Genomic DNA, 17,176 nt, shown 5'->3' with positions numbered 1-17,176 from the left:
ATGAGTTTGCAGGGTTGCCGTTTGTCATATATCCATTCAGCTGACAGCCATGATCACCCGGTTGCCTGAAGGATCGATCGAGGTGACCATCTGGTCTGCTGTAGAGACTTCATACTTCATTTTTCTGAGGCGTTCGACAGCCGCATCGAGTGCGTCCTGGTCCGGGTAGGACAAAGTGAAAGTATCCAGGCCGACACTTCCTGGCTCAGGCTGTGGAGCATCGGTGCCGTTCCATACGTTGATGGCGATATGGTGATGATATTTCCCTGTAGACATGAAAACGGCCTTGCCATGTATGTGGCTGACGACTGATAGTCCGAGACATTCTGTATAGAAGTTTGTTGCGGGTGCAAGACTGGAAACATGGAGGTGCAGATGTCCCATGATCGCTGATTCGGGCATCTTTTCCCATTTCTGTCCTGGCGCCATGGTTGTTGCCATATCTTCAAAGTTGAGTGGATCCGTTGTCATGACAACATGGTTTCGCGCCCAAGTCCATTGGTCGGGAGAACGGTCACAATAGAATTCTATGCCGTTGCCATCGGGATCATCGACGTAGATGGCTTCGCTTACATTATGATCAGCTGCTCCGACTTCCAGATCATTCTGCAGAAGGTGGACAAGCAATGCAGCAAGCTCCGACCTGTTCTGAAGGAGAATGGCAAAATGATACAGACCTGTCGTCTTCTTCTTTTCAATGGGATGCTCCGGCACAGTGAGCGACAGGAAGCTGGTTTTCCCATCTGCTGTCAGATGCACTTCATTGCCGTTCTGCTCGAGTATGGAAAAGCCGAGCAGGCCGGTATAGAAGTTGAGTGCAGCCTGCATATCCGACACATTTATTTTTACGTGGGAAACGTATGTTAAGGGTGGTGTATGGAAATTCATGTGTTCCTCCTTGGTAATAACTTAGTGTAACAAACTATATAATAGTAATAACTATATGTAAAGTAAAAAAGTATCTTTATGTATAGTAGTGTATATGATATAATGTGCACGTAAGGATGTGATATTATGAAACAATCAATTCTTTGTCCAAAGTTTGAAAAAGCTGTAACAATGCTGAGTCAGAGATGGACGGCCCTGGTCATCTATCAGATGCTCGAAGCACCTCAGCGTTTCGGTGAAATACAGGCTGCAATTGGAATAAGCGGCAAAGTACTCTCCGATAGACTTAAAGATATGGAGCAGGAAGGTCTTATAAAAAGGGATGTCTATCCTGAGACGCCTGTAGTTATAGAGTATTCTCTTACGGAGAGGGGACGTTCTCTCGAGCCGGTATTAAGAGACATTGAAAAATGGGCAGAGGAATGGGTCCAGATCGACTAGGTGGCAGACTGTCGCAGGACAGGTTTCCTTTGCTTATAAATAAAGTGATAGGGGGTGGAATCTTTGGAAGATTCCACCCCCTATCTATTTGCCTTGGATAACGGTAGAGGGTTTCTCCACATTATATATTACCATTGGTCGGGAAAACTAGTCATTAGTCCTTTTGACTTCGACATCAAGATCGGTAGTCGCTGGACCTTCTATTACGTTTCCTTTGAAGTTGAAGCGTGAGCCGTGGCATGGGCAGTCCCAAGTTCTATCGGACTGGTTCCAGCTGAGGCTGCAGCCCATGTGTGTACAGCGGTTGTCGACGACATAGTATTCATTGCTGTCCTCATCCTTATAAAGGCCTTTCTTCATCATACCATCCCTGACGACTGCACCTTCGCCGGCTGACAGATCGACCTCATCCATACTCGGGTAGCTCTTCAGCATATTCTTCGCCTCGACACCCATGCTCTCAAGCGGTGTCGTTCCCTGGTCTTTAAGCTGATGGAGTAGACCCTTGCTCCTATGGGGGCTCAGCATTTCATGATAGCGGTTGTCCTTCCCTTCAATCAGATCCGAGATGATCATGGAGGAGAGCACGCCATTTGTCATACCGTATTTATTGAATCCCGCTGCAACAAATACATTATCACGATCCGTATCAAAATAGCCGATATAGGGCATCGAGTCGACTGTCATAAGATCCTGGGCCCTGTATGCATAGAGGCGTTCATGATTGGTCGTCTTCTGATCGGCATAGAGTCTCAGTTTTTCAAGCTGGTCGACCATGTCCTTTTCCATGTAGGACATGTGCCCCATGCCACCGAAAAGCAGGGTAGGCAGTTCATTGTCTGCGCCCATTATATGCCTTGTCGTCAGGCTCGGTCCATCCTGACCACCAAGAGACACATTTTCAGGTGGCGGCGTGGAGGTAGTGACAACCAGACCATAGGAGCGGTTGATCTTGAAGCTGTTGAAATAGAAACCCTGGTAGTCGAGGAATGGAAAGTGTGTAGCGATGATCAGATGCCTGAAATGTATGCTGTTCCCATCATTCGTTGCCAGAGTATCGCCATCGAGAGATTTCCCACGAGTATGTTCATATATGCTGACGTCTTTTTCTGCGAGTACTTCAAGAATGCCCTTCAGATACTTGAGAGGGTGGAACTCCGCCTGGTTGCGCATGATGAGTTCAGCTGCCGTTTCAAAAGGGAGATCCAGTTCCTTTTTCAGTAGAGTCCCATCGATGCCCAGTTCCTTATAAGCCTCAGCTTCCTTTTCAAGTTCGCTGACGGATGCATCTTCCTCGACATACATGACACCATCGACTCTTCTGAAATCGCCGTCTATATTGTGCTTCCTGCCGATGGCCTCCATTTCAGCAATGGCCTCCATCTGGGAATCATAGTACAGACGTGCCGTCTCCTTATCCTTCTGTTTGATGAGCTGGCTGTAGAGCATTCCCTGCTGGGCCATGATGCGTGCTGTCGTATTGGCAGTTGTGCCGCCAAGAATGTAATCCGTATCAATCACAGTGACCTTATAGCCTTTCATGGCGAGCTGGTAGGCATTCATCAGCCCGGTGATGCCGGCACCGACGACAAGGACCTCGGTTTCAATATCGTTTTCAAGTTTTGGGTAGGAAGGCAATTCTGCAGTATCGGACCATATGGAAATATTATCATGCTTGAATTCGCTCATTAAGTAATCCTCCTTGAGTCGTTTGTCTCCTTTACCCCAAATGGAAGAAGTATACTTAAAAACAGTCGAATTAATGAAAGTGTAAATTTTACGTAACAAAATTAACAAAAGCGCTTGAAAATGTATGCTGAAAAGTATAATATATATATCAGGCGTTGAAACAGACGTAATAACATTAGCGCGGGATAGAGCAGTCTGGAAGCTCGTCGGGCTCATAACCCGGAGGTCGGTGGTTCAAATCCACCTCCCGCAATTTTTTTACATAAGGTCCCGTGGTGTAGCGGTTAACATGCCTGCCTGTCACGCAGGAGATCGCGGGTTCGATTCCCGTCGGGACCGCCATTTTTAATTATTACATATCTATAATCAAGGTTCAGTAGCTCAGTCGGTAGAGCATGTGATTGAAGCTCACAGTGTCGGCGGTTCGATTCCGTCCTGAACCATTATTCATCCATTTATTATGGCGGTTGTGGTGAAGTGGTTAACACACCGGATTGTGGTTCCGGCATGCGTGGGTTCGAACCCCATCAGCCGCCCCATATTAAATGCGGGTGTAGTTAAATGGTATAACCTCAGCCTTCCAAGCTGATGTCGTCGGTTCGATTCCGATCACCCGCTCCAATCATATTGTTCCACAGTAGCTCAGTGGTAGAGCTATCGGCTGTTAACCGATCGGTCGTAGGTTCGAATCCTACCTGTGGAGCCATGGCCCGTTGGTCAAGTGGTTAAGACACCGCCCTTTCACGGCGGTAACACGGGTTCGAATCCCGTACGGGTCATACTTCAGAAGTGAGCCAGCTCACTTCTGTTTTCAATCAAGGACAGTTGGCCGAGCGGCTTAAGGCGCACGCCTGGAACGCGTGTATACGGCAACCCCGTATCGAGGGTTCGAATCCCTCACTGTCCGCTACTTGAATAGCTTGAATATGAGAGACCCCGTCAAATGATGATTTGACGGGGTTTTTTCATGCTGCAAATTTTTCATTTTTGACGGTCGCTACAGTTTTCAGTTGTCGAAAGTGCATCATATCTGGTACTTTTAACTAATCGATGGTCCTTGTGATAAAATCGAACACGCAGACGATGAGAGGGGCAACTATCAAAATTTCTAATACAGATTTTGAGTGATAAAACAGGAGGAATTTCATATGAGTGATAAACTGGCTAATGTTATCAACTGGTTTCTATCCAAAGAGACAATGACGTACAACAAGCTGCAGACGCTGCTCTACTATTCCCAGGCCTGGACGGTGGCCATATTGAATGATAGTGAAGAGGAGCTGGACTATAAACTGTTCGATGAAAGTTTCGAAGCATGGGAATTCGGCCCTGCCATTCCCGAAGTTTATGAAAGGTTCAATGACTATGATGAGTCGGCATTGTCTGATGCTTTTGATAACTATGAATTCAATGAAGATGTAGAGGATATCCTTGAAGAGGTGCTTTCCTTGTATGGGGATTTCAGCGAAGAAGATCTCGGATACATTGTTCGGCATGAGAAGCCCTGGCGTGAAGCGAGACTCTATGATACTCGGCAGAATGTGATTCCTCTCGAGCGCATCTACAGCTACTTTGCTGAAAAGCAGGATAGATATAATTTTTGATGGTTCCTAAGGTGATATATTAATAAAACGTTCATGTGCATGGCACGTGAACGTTTTATTATCATGAGTGAAATGCATTCATAAGTATATGTAGAATAGACAGGCGGGCATTGTCTGCAATCCCCACCTGTGTCTGTATCAGTATATTATGCTACGTTTCTGCAAGCCTCTGCACATTTGAAGCATGCTTCCGCGCATTTCTGGCAGTGGTCGTGGTCATGCTTCTCACATTCTTTACCGCATGCTTCACAGATGGTCGCACATACGTGAGCCAGTTCTTTGACGAATGGGGAGTTTCTTGCGATTGCCTGTTCGAGATAATTGCATATGTCTGCACATTCTCTGTCGAGACGGATGCATTCCGCCATCATCTTAACGTCATCTTCCTTCAGGCAGGCGTCGAAGCAGTGGTTGCAGGCTGCCATGCATTCATGCAAAGTGCTGAGTAGTTGCTGGTGCTGTTCGTGTGCCATGAGTAATCACTCCTATATAGATTTTAACGCATACATATTTCAAATTCCCACTATCATAAAAATTAAACATCCTTGCGCGGATCAGGAGGACACATCCAAATAGCCGTAGTGGAACAGGCTGGTCTTTCTTTTCAGCTGGGTGAAACCCAACTGGCTGAACCGGCTGCTTTTCCAGTGGTCCTTCATTACGACACGATGTCGGGCGACGCGTACTGCTTCATGGATGATATCCAGTGTCAGTTCGCCATGATGCGCCTGCCGATGGATGTTTTGGATACCATCCGATGCTTCAATGCTTTCGTCGAACATTGGGTCAAAGTAGACGACGTCGTAGGCATTATCCGGAAGTGTCTCCAGATAGGAAAAATGATTTTTGTGCAGGGTGGTGATTCTGCGCATCGCTTCATTCATTTCATGGTTGCCTGCATCGTAAGTCCTGAGGCCTTCTGAGACAATCATATGGAGCAGGGGGTCAGCCTCCACTGCAGTGACCTGGCCGCTGCTGCCTGCAACAAGGCTTGCGATTATGCTGTCTGAGGCTAGTCCCATTGTACAGTCAAGCAGCTTCATGCCGGTCTTGAGTCCCAATGCTGAAATAAAGGGATCTTCTTCACTGTTCATGAGTCTTCGTGCGCGGACCATGGCCATGTTTGGATGAAATGTCATCGCGGTTTCCTTGTCGAGGGGGATGACAGAGATTCCTTTCCTGCTGACGACAGTGATATCCTGCTGGTATTCATCTTTCAGAGCGCTGATCGACTTTTTCCTGCGCGCGATATACGGGTGACCATATGAAGCGGCAATTTCCCCGGCATATTCAATTGTAGGACTATCGCTTCTTCCGCCTGTGGTTATTATCATGGACTGCTCCTTAATTAATATGACCCTGGCAATGGCAGCCAGGGTCATATTAATGGTCTTACATCAGAATCCATCAGATTACTCTTCGGAGTCTTCTGTAGTTTCTTCTTCTGTAGTTTCAGATTCACTCATTTCAATCGTGTAATCAAGTGGTTCCACTTCTTCCTCCGCCATTGGGTTTTCACGACTCTGCAGTACAGTTTCGAGTTCGGTATCCACTGGGCCATAAGCAACAAGAGCAGTTACTGTTTCGCCGGAATCTATTCTCTCTGATGAAGCAGCAGCTTCATCGCTCTTTTCAAAGTCTTCAGGTAGATCCATTGTCAAGTTCTCCAGTGTTGTTTCTCCTCCCTCAGTGATTTGTCTCACTGCAAGGTCAAGGCCAAAGGCTTCCTGTGGAGAAGTTGCAACATCAGAGTTGTTTGTAAACTCGAATTCAATAGTTACAAGCTCGGTCGGCCCTGGTTCTTCGGCACCTTCCTCTGTTTCTTCTTCAGCAGGTTCGGGTTCAATGGTGTGCTGACCGAATTCAGTCATCTCGTATTCCCCGTATTCTCCCGAAAATGCAACTGCACCGGATTCAGTCGAGCCGTCGGCAGATTCCTCCTCAGTCGATTCTTCCTCAGTTGCTGTTTCTTCCTCGCTGGATGTTTCTTCCGAACCACTATCCCCACTGCATGCTCCTAAAAGCAGAGCTGATGAAAGCCCGCCTGCAAGCAGGTATTTTCTTAAACTCATACGGATTTCCCCCTAAAAATGTAGATACATAATTATTATAGTATAATTTCATGAATAATCAATATTATTACGGTTCATGAAATAATCGATTTTTTTCTTTTTTGTAGTATAATGGAGTTACTAAATAATATCGATATAGTACGGAGAATGCATATGATAGCCTATCATGAAGTAAATGAATACTTGGATGCCATGGAATTGCCGAAGAGCATCGAAGAAATACTGACAATCGATTACGCGCTTGAAGGTAAGGAACTGAAGTTCCTGAGCGCCGCCAAACATCATTTGGAGCAATCCATAGATCTCGAAAGCTACCGATACAAAAAAGTACATTGCATCGGCTGCTGCAAGATCAATCTTACACGCACAGGACTCTATTTTCTGCTTGATGACGAGATCATCGGAGTACATACATCCATTATAAAGGGATTCAGTGATAATGCGGATTGGGAGATCACGCAGTTCCATCTGAAAGACGTCAAGGAGTTGGATTTTGATTTTGAATCTTCAAGCATCTCCAAATTCGAAACAGGCATCCTGTTCCTGAAGGTTCTGAATGAAAGAGGAGCGCTGCGCAGCCGTACTTTCCGCAATATTAATCCGAACCATTTCCAGTGCTTCCGCGATTTCCATACAAATGTAATGCAGGATAAAATGGTATAAAAAGACCTTGGCGACATGTCGCCAAGGTCTTTATATTCCTGTAAGTCCATTCAGCAGAAGCCCGATTGTCAGCAGTAATCCGAAAATGGTATTGAGTTTGCCCATGGATGCCATCGCTGGTATTAATTCCTGAGGTGTACTGCCTTTCCACATCAATTTTACCGTTTTTATGAAAACAGGTAACGACAGGAGTACGAGGAGCAGAAATATGGATCCGTATGGTTTGAATAGGGCAATCCATACGATGAAGCCATATGCGAATGCCAGCAGTGCTGCTGTCGTCAGGACTGCGATCGGCTTTCCGACAAGTATGACGAATGTTTTCCTTCCGCTCTCCTTATCCTTTTTCCTATCCCTGATATTATTCGCCATGTTCAGCAGACCGATGGTGATGGCGACGGGGATGGAAATCATGAGGGGGAAGTAGTGGAGGGTGCCTGTATGGATGAAGAATGTGATCATTATGATGACCGTCCCCATGAAGAATCCTGCAAAGATTTCTCCAAAAGGTGTCCATGAGATCGGATAGGGGCCGCCTGTATAAAGATAGCCGACTGCCATCGATATTGCGCCAACAACGAGTACCCAGAAAGAGCTGCCCAAGGTGATATATATGCCGATCAGTCCTGCCAGAATGTAGAAGGCGACAGCAATGCTTATTACAGCCTTCGGTGACATCCCGTTTCTGACGATTGCGCCCGCAATGCCGACCGACTCGGCACTGTCGAGCCCCTTTTTATAGTCGAAATATTCATTGAACATATTGGTTGCAGACTGGATGAGCAGCGTTGCAATAAGCATCGCGAAAAACATATCCCATCTGATTGATGAAAATAAAAGTACACTGGCCGTTCCGACCAGTACCGGTATGAAGCCTGCCGTCAATGTATGGGGTCTGGTCAGGCTGATATACTTTCTGATACCGGTATGTGTATCTGTTCCTTGCATGTCCATCTTCCTTTTTACTTATGATGAAACAATTTTAGCACATTTGGTCATATATCATACACAGCTAAATGAATAAATGATAAAATAGCATTAATTATGCAGAAAGAAGTGTGTATTAATGAACTTGGAAGCATATCAAAATATTCTGGATGATGTCAGGCTGGATTCCGAAAGCACATATCTCAGTCTGCAGCTGCCTACTCATGGATATGATCTGGATGAACAGAAGATTTTTTCATATTTTCATGAATCTCAGGGTGCAAGGTACTGGTTCCGTTCGAAAGATGACCGATACAATACAATCGGTATAGAGTATCTGGAAAGCATCAGGAGAGACAAATACTCTGCGAAGGCGCTCTCCGTCCAGAAATCTTCATTATATGGCAAGATCCAGCAGGTTCCGCTTGAAGCGGATATGCAATCTTCACTCAGCCTCTTTGGAGGTACACGCTTTGACAGCAAAGATACTTCCGATGAGTGGAATGACTTCGCGATGGTGGATTTCCATCTTCCGAAGTGGCAGTTCGATCTTGCCAATAAAGAGCTTTTCTATTCAGTTCGACTTGAAACTGTCGATATTGCTTCTGTTCTTACAGAAATATCAAGAGAGCTTGAAAACATTTCAGCGGTCACGAAAAGCACCTTCGAAGCACCGCAGATCAATATGGAAAAGGATATCTTTCCCGAGGAATGGAAAGCCCTCGTCGATCAGGCTGTCGATATACTGGACGACAGGGATTTCAGGAAAGTGGTGCTTGCCAGACAGCGTCTGCTGACATTCAAATCACAGGTGGATCCTCTTTTCCTGCTGAAAAGGCTGAATGACGAGGCCGACACCTATACCATCTACTATGAAAAGGGGAAATCGCTGTTCATCTCCAAATCACCTGAGAAGCTGTTCGATATCCGAAGCAATACGTTGACGACCAATGCGATTGCAGGTTCTTCAGAACGTACTGGTGAAGCGGCGAAGGATGAGGGACAGAAGGCCTTCCTCCTGAAGGATGAGAAAAACCGCTATGAGCATGAGCTTGTAAGGGAATCCATCGTGGAGGACCTCAAGCCATATACCGACCGGGTGGAATTCACAGCTGAACCGGATGTACTGGAGAACAAGTATATATACCACCTCCATACTCCAATCAGTGCGGAACTGACCGACGAGACCAGCGTCTTCGAACTGCTTGATGCCATTCATCCGACACCGGCCGTCGGGGGCATGCCGAAGGACCGTGCAAGGGAATACATCATGCAGGAAGAACATGGAACAAGAGGGCTCTACGCAGCACCCATCGGTATTATTCACGAGGATAATGAAAGTGAGTTTGTCGTTGCCATAAGATCCATGCTGCTTCACGCAAATAGTGCAACCTTGTTTGCAGGATGCGGGATCGTGAAAGGGTCCTCGAGCGAGAAGGAGTTTGAGGAGACGCGCGTCAAATTTACACCGATGCTGAATGTACTGGGGGTTGAAACAAGATGATGTCTACCAATCATCAGGAAACATTGACATACCAGGTGTTTACACTAATAGACCTTCTGCAGTCCTATGGCATGCGGGAGGTCGTCATCAGTCCGGGTTCTCGTTCAACACCGATTGCTCTGGCGGCGGAACTGCACCCGGATATCCGGACGTATATCCACCCGGATGAGCGGAGTGCAGCTTTCTTTGCGCTGGGACTTTCCAAAGAAGGGCGTTCACCGGTCGGTCTGATCTGTACTTCCGGTACTGCAGCAGCAAACTACATGCCGGCAATTGCAGAAGCCGATCTCAGTCACGTGCCGCTCATCGCATTGACTGCGGACCGTCCTCATGAGCTGAGAGACGTTGGAGCGCCGCAGGCGATCAACCAGCGGAACATGTATCGTAATTATATAAGATACTATACGGAGCTGCCGATCGCAGATGCCCACCCATCCCATTCGGATATGCTCGAGACGAAAATTCTCCAGTGTGCTCAGCATTTCCAAGGTGTGGACCGTGGGCCGGTTCATATCAATGTTCCGATAAGAGAGCCGCTCATGCCGGATATGACCCGCACTGATCTTTTCCACAGGACGCCGCGTGCTATGCCCGAGTACAGTGTGGCACTTTCGTCGGGTCTTCATTTTGAAGGTCATGGCCTGGTCATCATCGGGGAGACAGCAGATGATCTGGAAAGTGTGTCTTCAGTTCTCGATAGGGAGAATCTTACTGTGATTGCCGATCCGCGCCAGCATATAAGACGTACACTTCCGAATGTGATTACGCACCATGATCTGATTTTCAGCAATCTGAATCAAGAGCAGCTGAAGCGTCTCGAAGCCGAGGTCGACTTCATCATAAGAATCGGGGAACCGCTCACTTCGAAAGTGACCAATCAGTTCCTGTCGAAGACGGGCATTCCGCAATACCTTTTCAGTGAGTATCAGCAGTTGAAAACCTTCCCGGCCACGCCGCAGGCTGCCTATGTCGGACCAATCGGTACGCTCGTCGGTAATACTGGATTCACAAATGCCGGAGGCGGACCGAAGTCCTGGCTGACTGAGCTCGACCGCCGCATCAGCAACCGTGTCGAAGCATATGTTACGGACTATGAGGATGAAGGACGCTTCATGTATGAGATCATCAGGCACACCGACCCGGATCGCTCACTATTTCTGTCCAACAGCATGCCGATCAGGGATGGTGAACGGTATGATCTTGATAATACCCAGAAAATCTATGCAAACAGAGGCGCTAATGGAATTGATGGTGTTGTCTCCACCGCGCTCGGCATGGCGGTAAAAACACCGATCACCCTGATCATCGGGGATATTGCGCTCTATCATGATATGAACGGACTGATCATGTCCAAACTGGAAGGTATCGATATCAACATCATCGTCTTCAACAATAATGGCGGTGGCATATTCAGTTTCCTGCCCCAGAGCGAGAACAAGGACTACTTCGAACGGCTCTTCGGTACACCGCTCGATCTGGATTTCAAGCATGCCGCCGATCTATACGGTTTCAATTATACAAGTACGGAAATGGTCCAGGATGTGACGGATGAGCTGATGAATCAGGGTGGCCGGAATATCATCGAAATAAAAACGGACAGGGCTGTCAACGTCGACTCTCATCAGAAGCTGAGCAGACAGATTGAAGATGTGGTGAAATCCGTTGAGATTTAATTATCATTACAGTGACAACGGCAAGGAGCGGACCATTCTGCTCCTTCATGGTTTTATTTCGGATATGGAGAGCATGGCGCATGTTTCCGTTGCCGCTGGACCATACTTCAATGTGCTCAAAATCGATCTGCCTGGATTCGGAGGTACCCGGAGCGTGGGCATCGACTATACGATGGACACGATTGGGGACGGCATACAGGCCATTCTGGACGCGCTTTCCATCCCGAAAGTGAATATCATGGGATATTCGATGGGCGGCAGGGTGGCATTGTCCTTTATTGTCAATCATCCCGAATCGGTGGAGCGTGCCATACTCGAGAGCAGTTCGCCGGGAATCGCGTCTTCATCGGACCGGGAAAGCCGACTGTTGACCGACAGGAGAAGGGCGGACCGCATCAATGGGGACTATGGTTCTTTTATTGACGAGTGGGAGGCACTGCCGCTTTTTAACAGCCAGAAGCAGCTGTCTGACACACTCCACGCCGAACAGCGGGCCAACCGGCTTGCCCAGATACCGAAGGAAGTGGCGGACAGTCTGCTCAAGTATGGCACCGGTGTGCAGCCTGCGTACTGGGATAGGCTTCCCGACATCAATATGCCTGTTCTGCTTGTAGTCGGGGAAAGAGATGAGAAATTCAGAGCGATCAATGCGACAATGGCAGACCGGTTGCCGGATGCACGATTTGAGATTATCGAAGGAGCGGGACATAACGTCCATATGGAATCTCCGGAAAAGTTTGGTACAATAATGATAGATTTCTTAATAGGAGGATGAAGTATGTCAAGAGAATGGCAGACGCTTAAAGAATACAAAGAAATTAAATATGAGTTCTATAATGGAATAGCAAAGGTGACGATCAATCGTCCGGAAGTGCGCAATGCATTCACACCGCAGACCGTCACTGAAATGATTGATGCATTCATGAGAGCAAGAGATGATCAGAATGTTGCTGTCATCGTTCTGGCGGGCGAAGGCGATATGGCCTTCTGTTCCGGTGGAGACCAGAAAGTGCGTGGCCATGGCGGCTACGTCGGAGAGGACAATATCCCGCGTTTGAACGTACTTGATCTGCAGAGGCTGATCCGTGTCATTCCTAAACCCGTTGTGGCAATGGTGTCCGGCTATGCCATCGGTGGTGGACATGTTCTGCATGTCGTGTGCGACCTGACAATTGCAGCAGACAATGCACGCTTCGGCCAGACCGGTCCTAAAGTCGGTTCTTTCGATGCCGGCTATGGTGCTGGCTACCTGGCACGCATCGTCGGACATAAGAAGGCGCGTGAAATCTGGTACTTGTGCAGACAGTACAATGCAGAAGAAGCGCTCGATATGGGTCTCGTCAACACTGTTGTTCCACTCGAAGAGCTTGAAGACGAAACAGTCAAATGGTGTGAAGAGATGATGGCACATTCTCCAACTGCACTGCGGATGCTGAAGGCGGGCATGAATGCCGATACGGATGGTCTTGCAGGACTTCAGCAGATGGCAGGAGATGCAACGCTGCTCTATTACACGACAGACGAAGCCAAAGAGGGCAGAGAAGCATTCAAGGAAAAAAGAAAGCCTGATTTCGGCCAGTTCCCGAGATTCCCATAAGCATTAATCAGCCCATCGGAAGATGGGCTTTTTTAAAGGTGGAGTAGACTATGTATAATTGGCTGCAGATCCAGGCACAGCGTGTGCCGGATAAGCCGGCCGTCATTTTTGATGGTGAAACGGTGACTTTTTCACAACTATATAATGAATCTTTGAAGCTCAAAGATCATATGGCATCTTTGAACAGGGAGCGTGTCGGTCTTTTCATCGGAAATACTATGGATGCAGTGCATGTCATCCATGCTGCCATAATGGCGGGCATCGAGATCGTGCTGATCAATACGCGGCTGACGGAACGTGAAATCGCCCGGCAGCTCGATGATATCGGAGTGGACACTGTGGTGGCGACAGAACCGCTTGAATTGGAAGGATATGCTGTCCACGGAATGGCAGCTCTATGGAATAGGGACCCGGTCCCTTGTCAGCCCGCAGCCGTCTCAGGTGACAGTATACTATCGATCATGTTTACATCAGGTACGACCGGCAGGGCGAAAGCCGTTCCCCAGACGTTCGGCAATCATCATGCTTCCGCTCTCGGATGCGAAGACCGTTTCGGGTATTCAGAGGGCAGCGTCTGGATGAACGTCAATCCGATTTATCATATATCCGGCTTTTCGGTACTTTTGAGATCAGTGATCCGTGGATGTACGATGGTACTGGTGGAGAAATTTCACGAAGATTCAGTGTGGGGTGCAGTTGAAGAATACAAGGTGACACACACCAGCATGGTGCCGGTCATGCTCGATCGGCTGCTCGGCCGGCCGATGCCGGCTCATGAGCTGCAAGGTGTACTGCTTGGAGGTGCCGGAGTGACCAGGGAAGTTCTGAGGGCTGCCCTTGATGCAGGGCTGCCGGTATACAATTCATTCGGCATGACTGAAACGTGCTCGCAGATCGTCTCCATTGCCCATGATGATCCGAAGATTTTGGAAGGTACGGTCGGGCGGCCGCTCGACAACATCGAAATAAGGATCGATGACAGCAATGACGGTGAACTGCTTGTACGCGGTGCACCGATCACACAAGGCTATCTGAATGCAGAGATTAAGGTGTCGGACGGCTACTTCAGAACAGGCGATATGGGATATATCGATGCGGACGGCTACCTTTACATACTGGACCGGCGCAGGGATCTGATCATCAGTGGTGGCGAGAATGTGTATCCGAAAGAGATTGAGGATGCGGTCAATATGATTCCGGCAATTTCGAATGCGGCGGTTGTTAAAAGGAAGGACGCCAAGTGGGGCGAAGTGCCCATCCTGCTGATAGAAGAGAGGACAGGAATGGCAATAGAAGACGATGAGATCATGGGTCATCTGAACGGGCTTCTTGCACGATATAAACTGCCGAAAGAGATCCACCGGATGCCGCGCATCGTGATGACCTCGACCGGTAAAGTTTCAAGAGCACAGAATCAGAAAGTCTACGATGCAAAAAAGAAACAGTGATTCGGTGATCACTGCTTCTTTTCATAATTGTCCGGATTGAGAGGCACAGGATCGTACCCGCCGGGATGGAATGGATGGCATTTAAGAATGCGCCTGGCTGCCAGATAGCCGCCCTTGAAGGCACCATGTTCCTGTACAGCTTCTATACCGTAGTTGGAGCATGTCGGATTGAACCGGCAGCTCGGTGGAAACATGGGGGAGATCGCTTTCTGATAGAAGCGCATCAGCCATAGAAGGATTGTTTTCATATAATCACCGCTCCAGCATTTAATACTATTATGATATAGGGTACACTGGATTTAAGCAAATTTGGAGATGATAGCATGCTTCGATTCAAAGACCATAAAGGCAGGAAGGTCACGTTGGAACTCGGCTCTGATGCACCACCTGGTCACATACTCTGCATCTGCAGAATGGATGGAAAATATCTGCTGACCGATCATAGAACCCGCGGAATAGAGTTCCCGGGCGGCAAGATCGAAGCAGGAGAAAGTCCCGAGGAAGCGCTGCACAGGGAAGTGTTCGAAGAGACGGGCGCGAGCCTTGATGCAGTCAAATACATCGGTGCGTATACTGTGCATGACGCAAAACCATTTGTTAAGGCTGTATTCTTTGCTGAAGTGAAGGATATATTCTTCATATGCGAATACAGCGAAACACACGGACCGGTCATCTACAGGACAATCGAGGAGATTCCGGAAGACAGGAGAAGCTTCCTGCTGGATGATGCCTGCATCGACTACTTGTATCAGATGAGCAGGAATGACGAATTTTTCAAATAAATGCGCCGGATATCAAATAGGATATCGGGCGCATTATTTTTATTCATCTAGAGTTTGAAGCCGCCTGTTTCAGCAATGCCTTCGGATTCAGCTCCGAACTTCTTGAAGTTTTCTATGAATGATTCTTTCAATTTATGGGCTTTTTCGTCATATGCTTCTTCGGAAACCCATGTATTGCGAGGGTTCAGAATTTCCTTTGGGACACCGGTAACGAAAGCCGGAATGCTCAGTCCGAACACGGAATCCTCTTCAAATGCATTGAGGGCGAGTTCTCCACTGATGGCTCTTCTTACCATGGAACGTGTATATTTAAGGTCCATGCGTTTGCCGACACCATATTCTCCACCGCTCCAGCCGGTGTTGACCAGATATACATCCACGCCATGCTCATCAATCAGATCGCCGAGCATGTTTGCATAGGTCGTTGCATGCAGTGGTAGGAAAGGGGAGCCGAAGCATGTTGAAAATACAGGCTGTGGTGACGTGATTCCGCGTTCCGTACCGGCAAGCTTCGATGTGAATCCGCTCAGGAAGTGGTACATCGCCTGTTCTTTGGTCAGCTTGGAAATCGGCGGGAGCACACCGAATGCATCTGCAGTCAGGAAGATGATTGTTGTCGGGTGTCCGGCTACGGATGGTATGCGTGCGTTGTCTATATGGTCGATCGGGTAGGCTGCACGTGTATTCTCAGTCAGCGACCCATCATCATAGTCCGGTACGCCTGCTTCATCCATGACGACATTTTCAAGTACAGAACCGAATTTGATGGCTTTGAAGATTTCGGGTTCCTTTTCGGGGGAAAGGTTGATCGTTTTTGCATAGCATCCGCCTTCGATATTGAAGACCCCGTCTTCATTCCAGCCGTGCTCGTCATCACCTATGAGTTCCCTTTGGGAATCGGCGGAAAGCGTCGTCTTGCCTGTGCCGGAAAGTCCGAAGAAAAGGGCGACGTCCTTGTTTTCTCCAACATTGGCGGAGCAGTGCATGCTCATGACACCCTGTTCGGGGAGGAGATAGTTCATGATGGAGAAGATGGATTTCTTCATTTCACCAGCATATTCGGTACCACCGATCAGTATGATGCCTTTCTCGAGTGAAACGATGATGAAAGCTTCCGATCCCGTCCCGTCAGTCGATGGGTCCGCTTTGAAAGTCGGCGCAGATACGATGGTGAACTGTGATTCGATATCAAGCGCCTCTTCCTTCGTTTCAGGTCGGATGAACATCGTACGTGCAAACATATTGTGCCAGCTGAACTCATTCACTACACTGAGATTGAGACGCGTCTTCTCATCCGCACCCGCATAGCCATTGAAAACAAAGATTTCTTCCTTTGATCCAAGGTGATCGATGACCTTCTCGAACAGGTTATCGAAAACTTCCTGTGAAATCGGCTGATTGACTTCTCCCCAGTCCACTTTGTTCTCGGATACTGCATCTTTGACAATGAAACGGTCTTTGGGGCTGCGACCGGTATACTTGCCTGTCTCGGCACGCAAAGCACCTGTTTCCGTCAGTTTGCCTTCTTTTCTTTTCAAGGATTTTTCGACGAGTTGAGATACAGAAAGTTGGAAATGCGACGATTCTTTGGATACCAGATTCTGTATGAGTTCTGAGTGGTTTGTCATAATTTTTGCCCCCATTTTTATGTATTTAACAAAGTAAATGATACTTTCACGAATTAGTATAACACATTGATAAATGTCGTAACATAATATTTACAAAATAATATCGCCTTGATTTGAATGCAATCATATAGTATATTATAGGGAAGTTATCTCTTATCAAGAGCCGGTGGAGGGAACATACCCGACGAAGCCCAGCAACCTCTTTTCTATAAAGAAAGGTGCTAAAGGATGCAGAAGTTATTCTGATCGATAAGGGGAAG

17 protein-coding genes, 8 tRNA genes and 1 riboswitch are annotated in these 17,176 nt (G+C 47.7%); of the genes, 17 read left to right on the top strand and 8 right to left on the bottom strand.

The window, feature by feature from the left end; all coding sequences use genetic code 11:
- Window positions 1–36: 36 nt before the first annotated feature.
- Window positions 37–888: a VOC family protein gene (locus FO441_RS05840; RefSeq protein WP_145287101.1), complete on the bottom strand. Its 852-nt coding sequence runs from the start codon at window positions 886–888 to the stop codon at window positions 37–39.
- Between the two features lie 126 nt (window positions 889–1,014).
- Here FO441_RS05840 and FO441_RS05835 point away from each other — a divergent pair, with 126 nt between their 5' ends.
- Window positions 1,015–1,329: a winged helix-turn-helix transcriptional regulator gene (locus FO441_RS05835; RefSeq protein WP_145287098.1), complete on the top strand. Its 315-nt coding sequence runs from the start codon at window positions 1,015–1,017 to the stop codon at window positions 1,327–1,329.
- Between the two features lie 147 nt (window positions 1,330–1,476).
- On the opposite strand, the gene FO441_RS05830 is transcribed toward FO441_RS05835, so the two are convergent.
- The gene (locus tag FO441_RS05830; RefSeq protein WP_145287095.1) at window positions 1,477–3,018 is read right to left on the bottom strand and encodes an FAD-dependent oxidoreductase; all 1,542 of its coding nucleotides are present in this window, start codon (window positions 3,016–3,018) and stop codon (window positions 1,477–1,479) included.
- 179 nt (window positions 3,019–3,197) lie between these two features.
- On the opposite strand from FO441_RS05830, the gene FO441_RS05825 reads away from it, so the two are divergent.
- From FO441_RS05825 to FO441_RS05785, 9 genes are all read left to right on the top strand, one after another.
- Window positions 3,198–3,271, top strand: a tRNA-Met gene (locus FO441_RS05825).
- Between the two features lie 13 nt (window positions 3,272–3,284).
- Window positions 3,285–3,360 (top strand) — tRNA-Asp (locus FO441_RS05820).
- A 28-nt stretch (window positions 3,361–3,388) separates the two neighbouring features.
- Window positions 3,389–3,461: transfer RNA gene (locus FO441_RS05815), tRNA-Phe, on the top strand.
- 20 nt (window positions 3,462–3,481) lie between these two features.
- A tRNA-His gene (locus FO441_RS05810) sits at window positions 3,482–3,557 on the top strand.
- A gap of 8 nt (window positions 3,558–3,565) precedes the next feature.
- A tRNA-Gly gene (locus tag FO441_RS05805) sits at window positions 3,566–3,639 on the top strand.
- Between the two features lie 10 nt (window positions 3,640–3,649).
- Window positions 3,650–3,724, top strand: a tRNA-Asn gene (locus FO441_RS05800).
- Between the two features lies 1 nt (window position 3,725).
- Window positions 3,726–3,797 (top strand) — tRNA-Glu (locus tag FO441_RS05795).
- Between the two features lie 40 nt (window positions 3,798–3,837).
- Window positions 3,838–3,925: transfer RNA gene (locus FO441_RS05790), tRNA-Ser, on the top strand.
- A 241-nt stretch (window positions 3,926–4,166) separates the two neighbouring features.
- Window positions 4,167–4,622 (top strand): Panacea domain-containing protein, encoded by a 456-nt coding sequence (locus FO441_RS05785; RefSeq protein ID WP_145287092.1) that lies wholly within the window; start codon window positions 4,167–4,169, stop codon window positions 4,620–4,622.
- Between the two features lie 146 nt (window positions 4,623–4,768).
- Here the strand turns inward: FO441_RS05785 and FO441_RS05780 are convergent, their stop codons facing one another.
- The 3 genes from FO441_RS05780 to FO441_RS05770 form a co-directional block, all read right to left on the bottom strand.
- Window positions 4,769–5,095, bottom strand: a complete 327-nt coding sequence (locus FO441_RS05780) for a four-helix bundle copper-binding protein (RefSeq protein WP_145287089.1) — start codon at window positions 5,093–5,095, stop codon at window positions 4,769–4,771.
- An 81-nt stretch (window positions 5,096–5,176) separates the two neighbouring features.
- On the bottom strand, window positions 5,177–5,956 hold the full coding sequence (locus tag FO441_RS05775) for a class I SAM-dependent methyltransferase (protein WP_145287086.1): 780 nt from the start codon (window positions 5,954–5,956) through the stop codon (window positions 5,177–5,179).
- Between the two features lie 78 nt (window positions 5,957–6,034).
- Window positions 6,035–6,694, bottom strand: a complete 660-nt coding sequence (locus FO441_RS05770) for a DUF5067 domain-containing protein (RefSeq protein ID WP_145287083.1) — start codon at window positions 6,692–6,694, stop codon at window positions 6,035–6,037.
- Window positions 6,695–6,847: 153 nt separating this feature from the next.
- On the opposite strand from FO441_RS05770, the gene FO441_RS05765 reads away from it, so the two are divergent.
- Complete coding sequence (locus tag FO441_RS05765; RefSeq protein ID WP_145287080.1) at window positions 6,848–7,357, top strand: hypothetical protein; 510 nt, start codon at window positions 6,848–6,850, stop codon at window positions 7,355–7,357.
- 30 nt (window positions 7,358–7,387) lie between these two features.
- On the opposite strand, the gene FO441_RS05760 is transcribed toward FO441_RS05765, so the two are convergent.
- Entirely contained in the window at window positions 7,388–8,305 is a 918-nt protein-coding gene (locus FO441_RS05760) for a 1,4-dihydroxy-2-naphthoate polyprenyltransferase (RefSeq protein WP_145287077.1), read from the bottom strand.
- A gap of 118 nt (window positions 8,306–8,423) precedes the next feature.
- Between FO441_RS05760 and FO441_RS05755 the strand changes: the two genes are divergently transcribed.
- From FO441_RS05755 to menE, 5 genes are read left to right on the top strand one after another with little or no spacing between them, the layout of a single operon-like run.
- Complete coding sequence (locus tag FO441_RS05755) at window positions 8,424–9,788, top strand: isochorismate synthase (protein ID WP_145287074.1); 1,365 nt, start codon at window positions 8,424–8,426, stop codon at window positions 9,786–9,788.
- Window positions 9,785–11,461 (top strand): 2-succinyl-5-enolpyruvyl-6-hydroxy-3-cyclohexene-1-carboxylic-acid synthase, encoded by a 1,677-nt coding sequence (gene menD / locus FO441_RS05750; RefSeq protein WP_246095015.1) that lies wholly within the window; start codon window positions 9,785–9,787, stop codon window positions 11,459–11,461. Before FO441_RS05755 ends, menD begins: the two co-directional genes overlap by 4 nt.
- Window positions 11,451–12,236, top strand: coding sequence for a 2-succinyl-6-hydroxy-2,4-cyclohexadiene-1-carboxylate synthase (menH, locus tag FO441_RS05745; protein ID WP_145287068.1), 786 nt, complete (start codon window positions 11,451–11,453; stop codon window positions 12,234–12,236). Before menD ends, menH begins: the two co-directional genes overlap by 11 nt.
- A gap of 3 nt (window positions 12,237–12,239) precedes the next feature.
- Complete coding sequence (menB, locus tag FO441_RS05740) at window positions 12,240–13,058, top strand: 1,4-dihydroxy-2-naphthoyl-CoA synthase (protein ID WP_145287065.1); 819 nt, start codon at window positions 12,240–12,242, stop codon at window positions 13,056–13,058.
- 50 nt (window positions 13,059–13,108) lie between these two features.
- Complete coding sequence (gene menE / locus FO441_RS05735) at window positions 13,109–14,506, top strand: o-succinylbenzoate--CoA ligase (protein ID WP_145287062.1); 1,398 nt, start codon at window positions 13,109–13,111, stop codon at window positions 14,504–14,506.
- 8 nt (window positions 14,507–14,514) lie between these two features.
- On the opposite strand, the gene yidD is transcribed toward menE, so the two are convergent.
- Window positions 14,515–14,754: a membrane protein insertion efficiency factor YidD gene (gene yidD, locus FO441_RS05730; RefSeq protein ID WP_145287059.1), complete on the bottom strand. Its 240-nt coding sequence runs from the start codon at window positions 14,752–14,754 to the stop codon at window positions 14,515–14,517.
- 75 nt (window positions 14,755–14,829) lie between these two features.
- Here yidD and FO441_RS05725 point away from each other — a divergent pair, with 75 nt between their 5' ends.
- Window positions 14,830–15,288 carry an NUDIX domain-containing protein gene (locus FO441_RS05725; RefSeq protein ID WP_145287056.1) on the top strand — a complete coding sequence of 153 codons (459 nt, stop codon included), beginning with the start codon at window positions 14,830–14,832 and terminating at the stop codon, window positions 15,286–15,288.
- 47 nt (window positions 15,289–15,335) lie between these two features.
- Here the strand turns inward: FO441_RS05725 and pckA are convergent, their stop codons facing one another.
- Complete coding sequence (gene pckA, locus FO441_RS05720) at window positions 15,336–16,916, bottom strand: phosphoenolpyruvate carboxykinase (ATP) (protein WP_186365472.1); 1,581 nt, start codon at window positions 16,914–16,916, stop codon at window positions 15,336–15,338.
- Window positions 16,917–17,066: 150 nt separating this feature from the next.
- A riboswitch (SAM riboswitch) is annotated at window positions 17,067–17,172 on the top strand.
- The last annotated feature ends 4 nt before the right edge of the window (window positions 17,173–17,176 follow it).

Source organism: Salinicoccus cyprini, from assembly GCF_007713705.1.
Lineage (GTDB): Bacteria > Bacillota > Bacilli > Staphylococcales > Salinicoccaceae > Salinicoccus > Salinicoccus cyprini.
Note: the sequence above shows the minus strand (reverse complement) of the source record. Positions and strands in the feature narration are given on the sequence as shown.

Excerpts from the sequence above, each read along its gene's own strand:
- FO441_RS05840 (WP_145287101.1), bottom strand. The coding sequence starts at position 888 with ATGAATTTCCATACACCACCCTTAACATACGTTTCCCACGTAAAAATA.
- FO441_RS05760 (WP_145287077.1), bottom strand. The coding sequence starts at position 8,305 with ATGCAAGGAACAGATACACATACCGGTATCAGAAAGTATATCAGCCTG.
- yidD (WP_145287059.1), bottom strand. The coding sequence starts at position 14,754 with ATGAAAACAATCCTTCTATGGCTGATGCGCTTCTATCAGAAAGCGATC.
- FO441_RS05770 (WP_145287083.1), bottom strand. The coding sequence starts at position 6,694 with ATGAGTTTAAGAAAATACCTGCTTGCAGGCGGGCTTTCATCAGCTCTG.
- FO441_RS05780 (WP_145287089.1), bottom strand. The coding sequence starts at position 5,095 with ATGGCACACGAACAGCACCAGCAACTACTCAGCACTTTGCATGAATGC.
- FO441_RS05835 (WP_145287098.1), top strand. The coding sequence starts at position 1,015 with ATGAAACAATCAATTCTTTGTCCAAAGTTTGAAAAAGCTGTAACAATG.
- FO441_RS05830 (WP_145287095.1), bottom strand. The coding sequence starts at position 3,018 with ATGAGCGAATTCAAGCATGATAATATTTCCATATGGTCCGATACTGCA.
- FO441_RS05785 (WP_145287092.1), top strand. The coding sequence starts at position 4,167 with ATGAGTGATAAACTGGCTAATGTTATCAACTGGTTTCTATCCAAAGAG.
- FO441_RS05775 (WP_145287086.1), bottom strand. The coding sequence starts at position 5,956 with ATGATAATAACCACAGGCGGAAGAAGCGATAGTCCTACAATTGAATAT.
- pckA (WP_186365472.1), bottom strand. The coding sequence starts at position 16,916 with ATGACAAACCACTCAGAACTCATACAGAATCTGGTATCCAAAGAATCG.
- menB (WP_145287065.1), top strand. The coding sequence starts at position 12,240 with ATGTCAAGAGAATGGCAGACGCTTAAAGAATACAAAGAAATTAAATAT.
- menE (WP_145287062.1), top strand. The coding sequence starts at position 13,109 with ATGTATAATTGGCTGCAGATCCAGGCACAGCGTGTGCCGGATAAGCCG.
- menD (WP_246095015.1), top strand. The coding sequence starts at position 9,785 with ATGATGTCTACCAATCATCAGGAAACATTGACATACCAGGTGTTTACA.
- FO441_RS05725 (WP_145287056.1), top strand. The coding sequence starts at position 14,830 with ATGCTTCGATTCAAAGACCATAAAGGCAGGAAGGTCACGTTGGAACTC.
- FO441_RS05765 (WP_145287080.1), top strand. The coding sequence starts at position 6,848 with ATGATAGCCTATCATGAAGTAAATGAATACTTGGATGCCATGGAATTG.
- FO441_RS05755 (WP_145287074.1), top strand. The coding sequence starts at position 8,424 with ATGAACTTGGAAGCATATCAAAATATTCTGGATGATGTCAGGCTGGAT.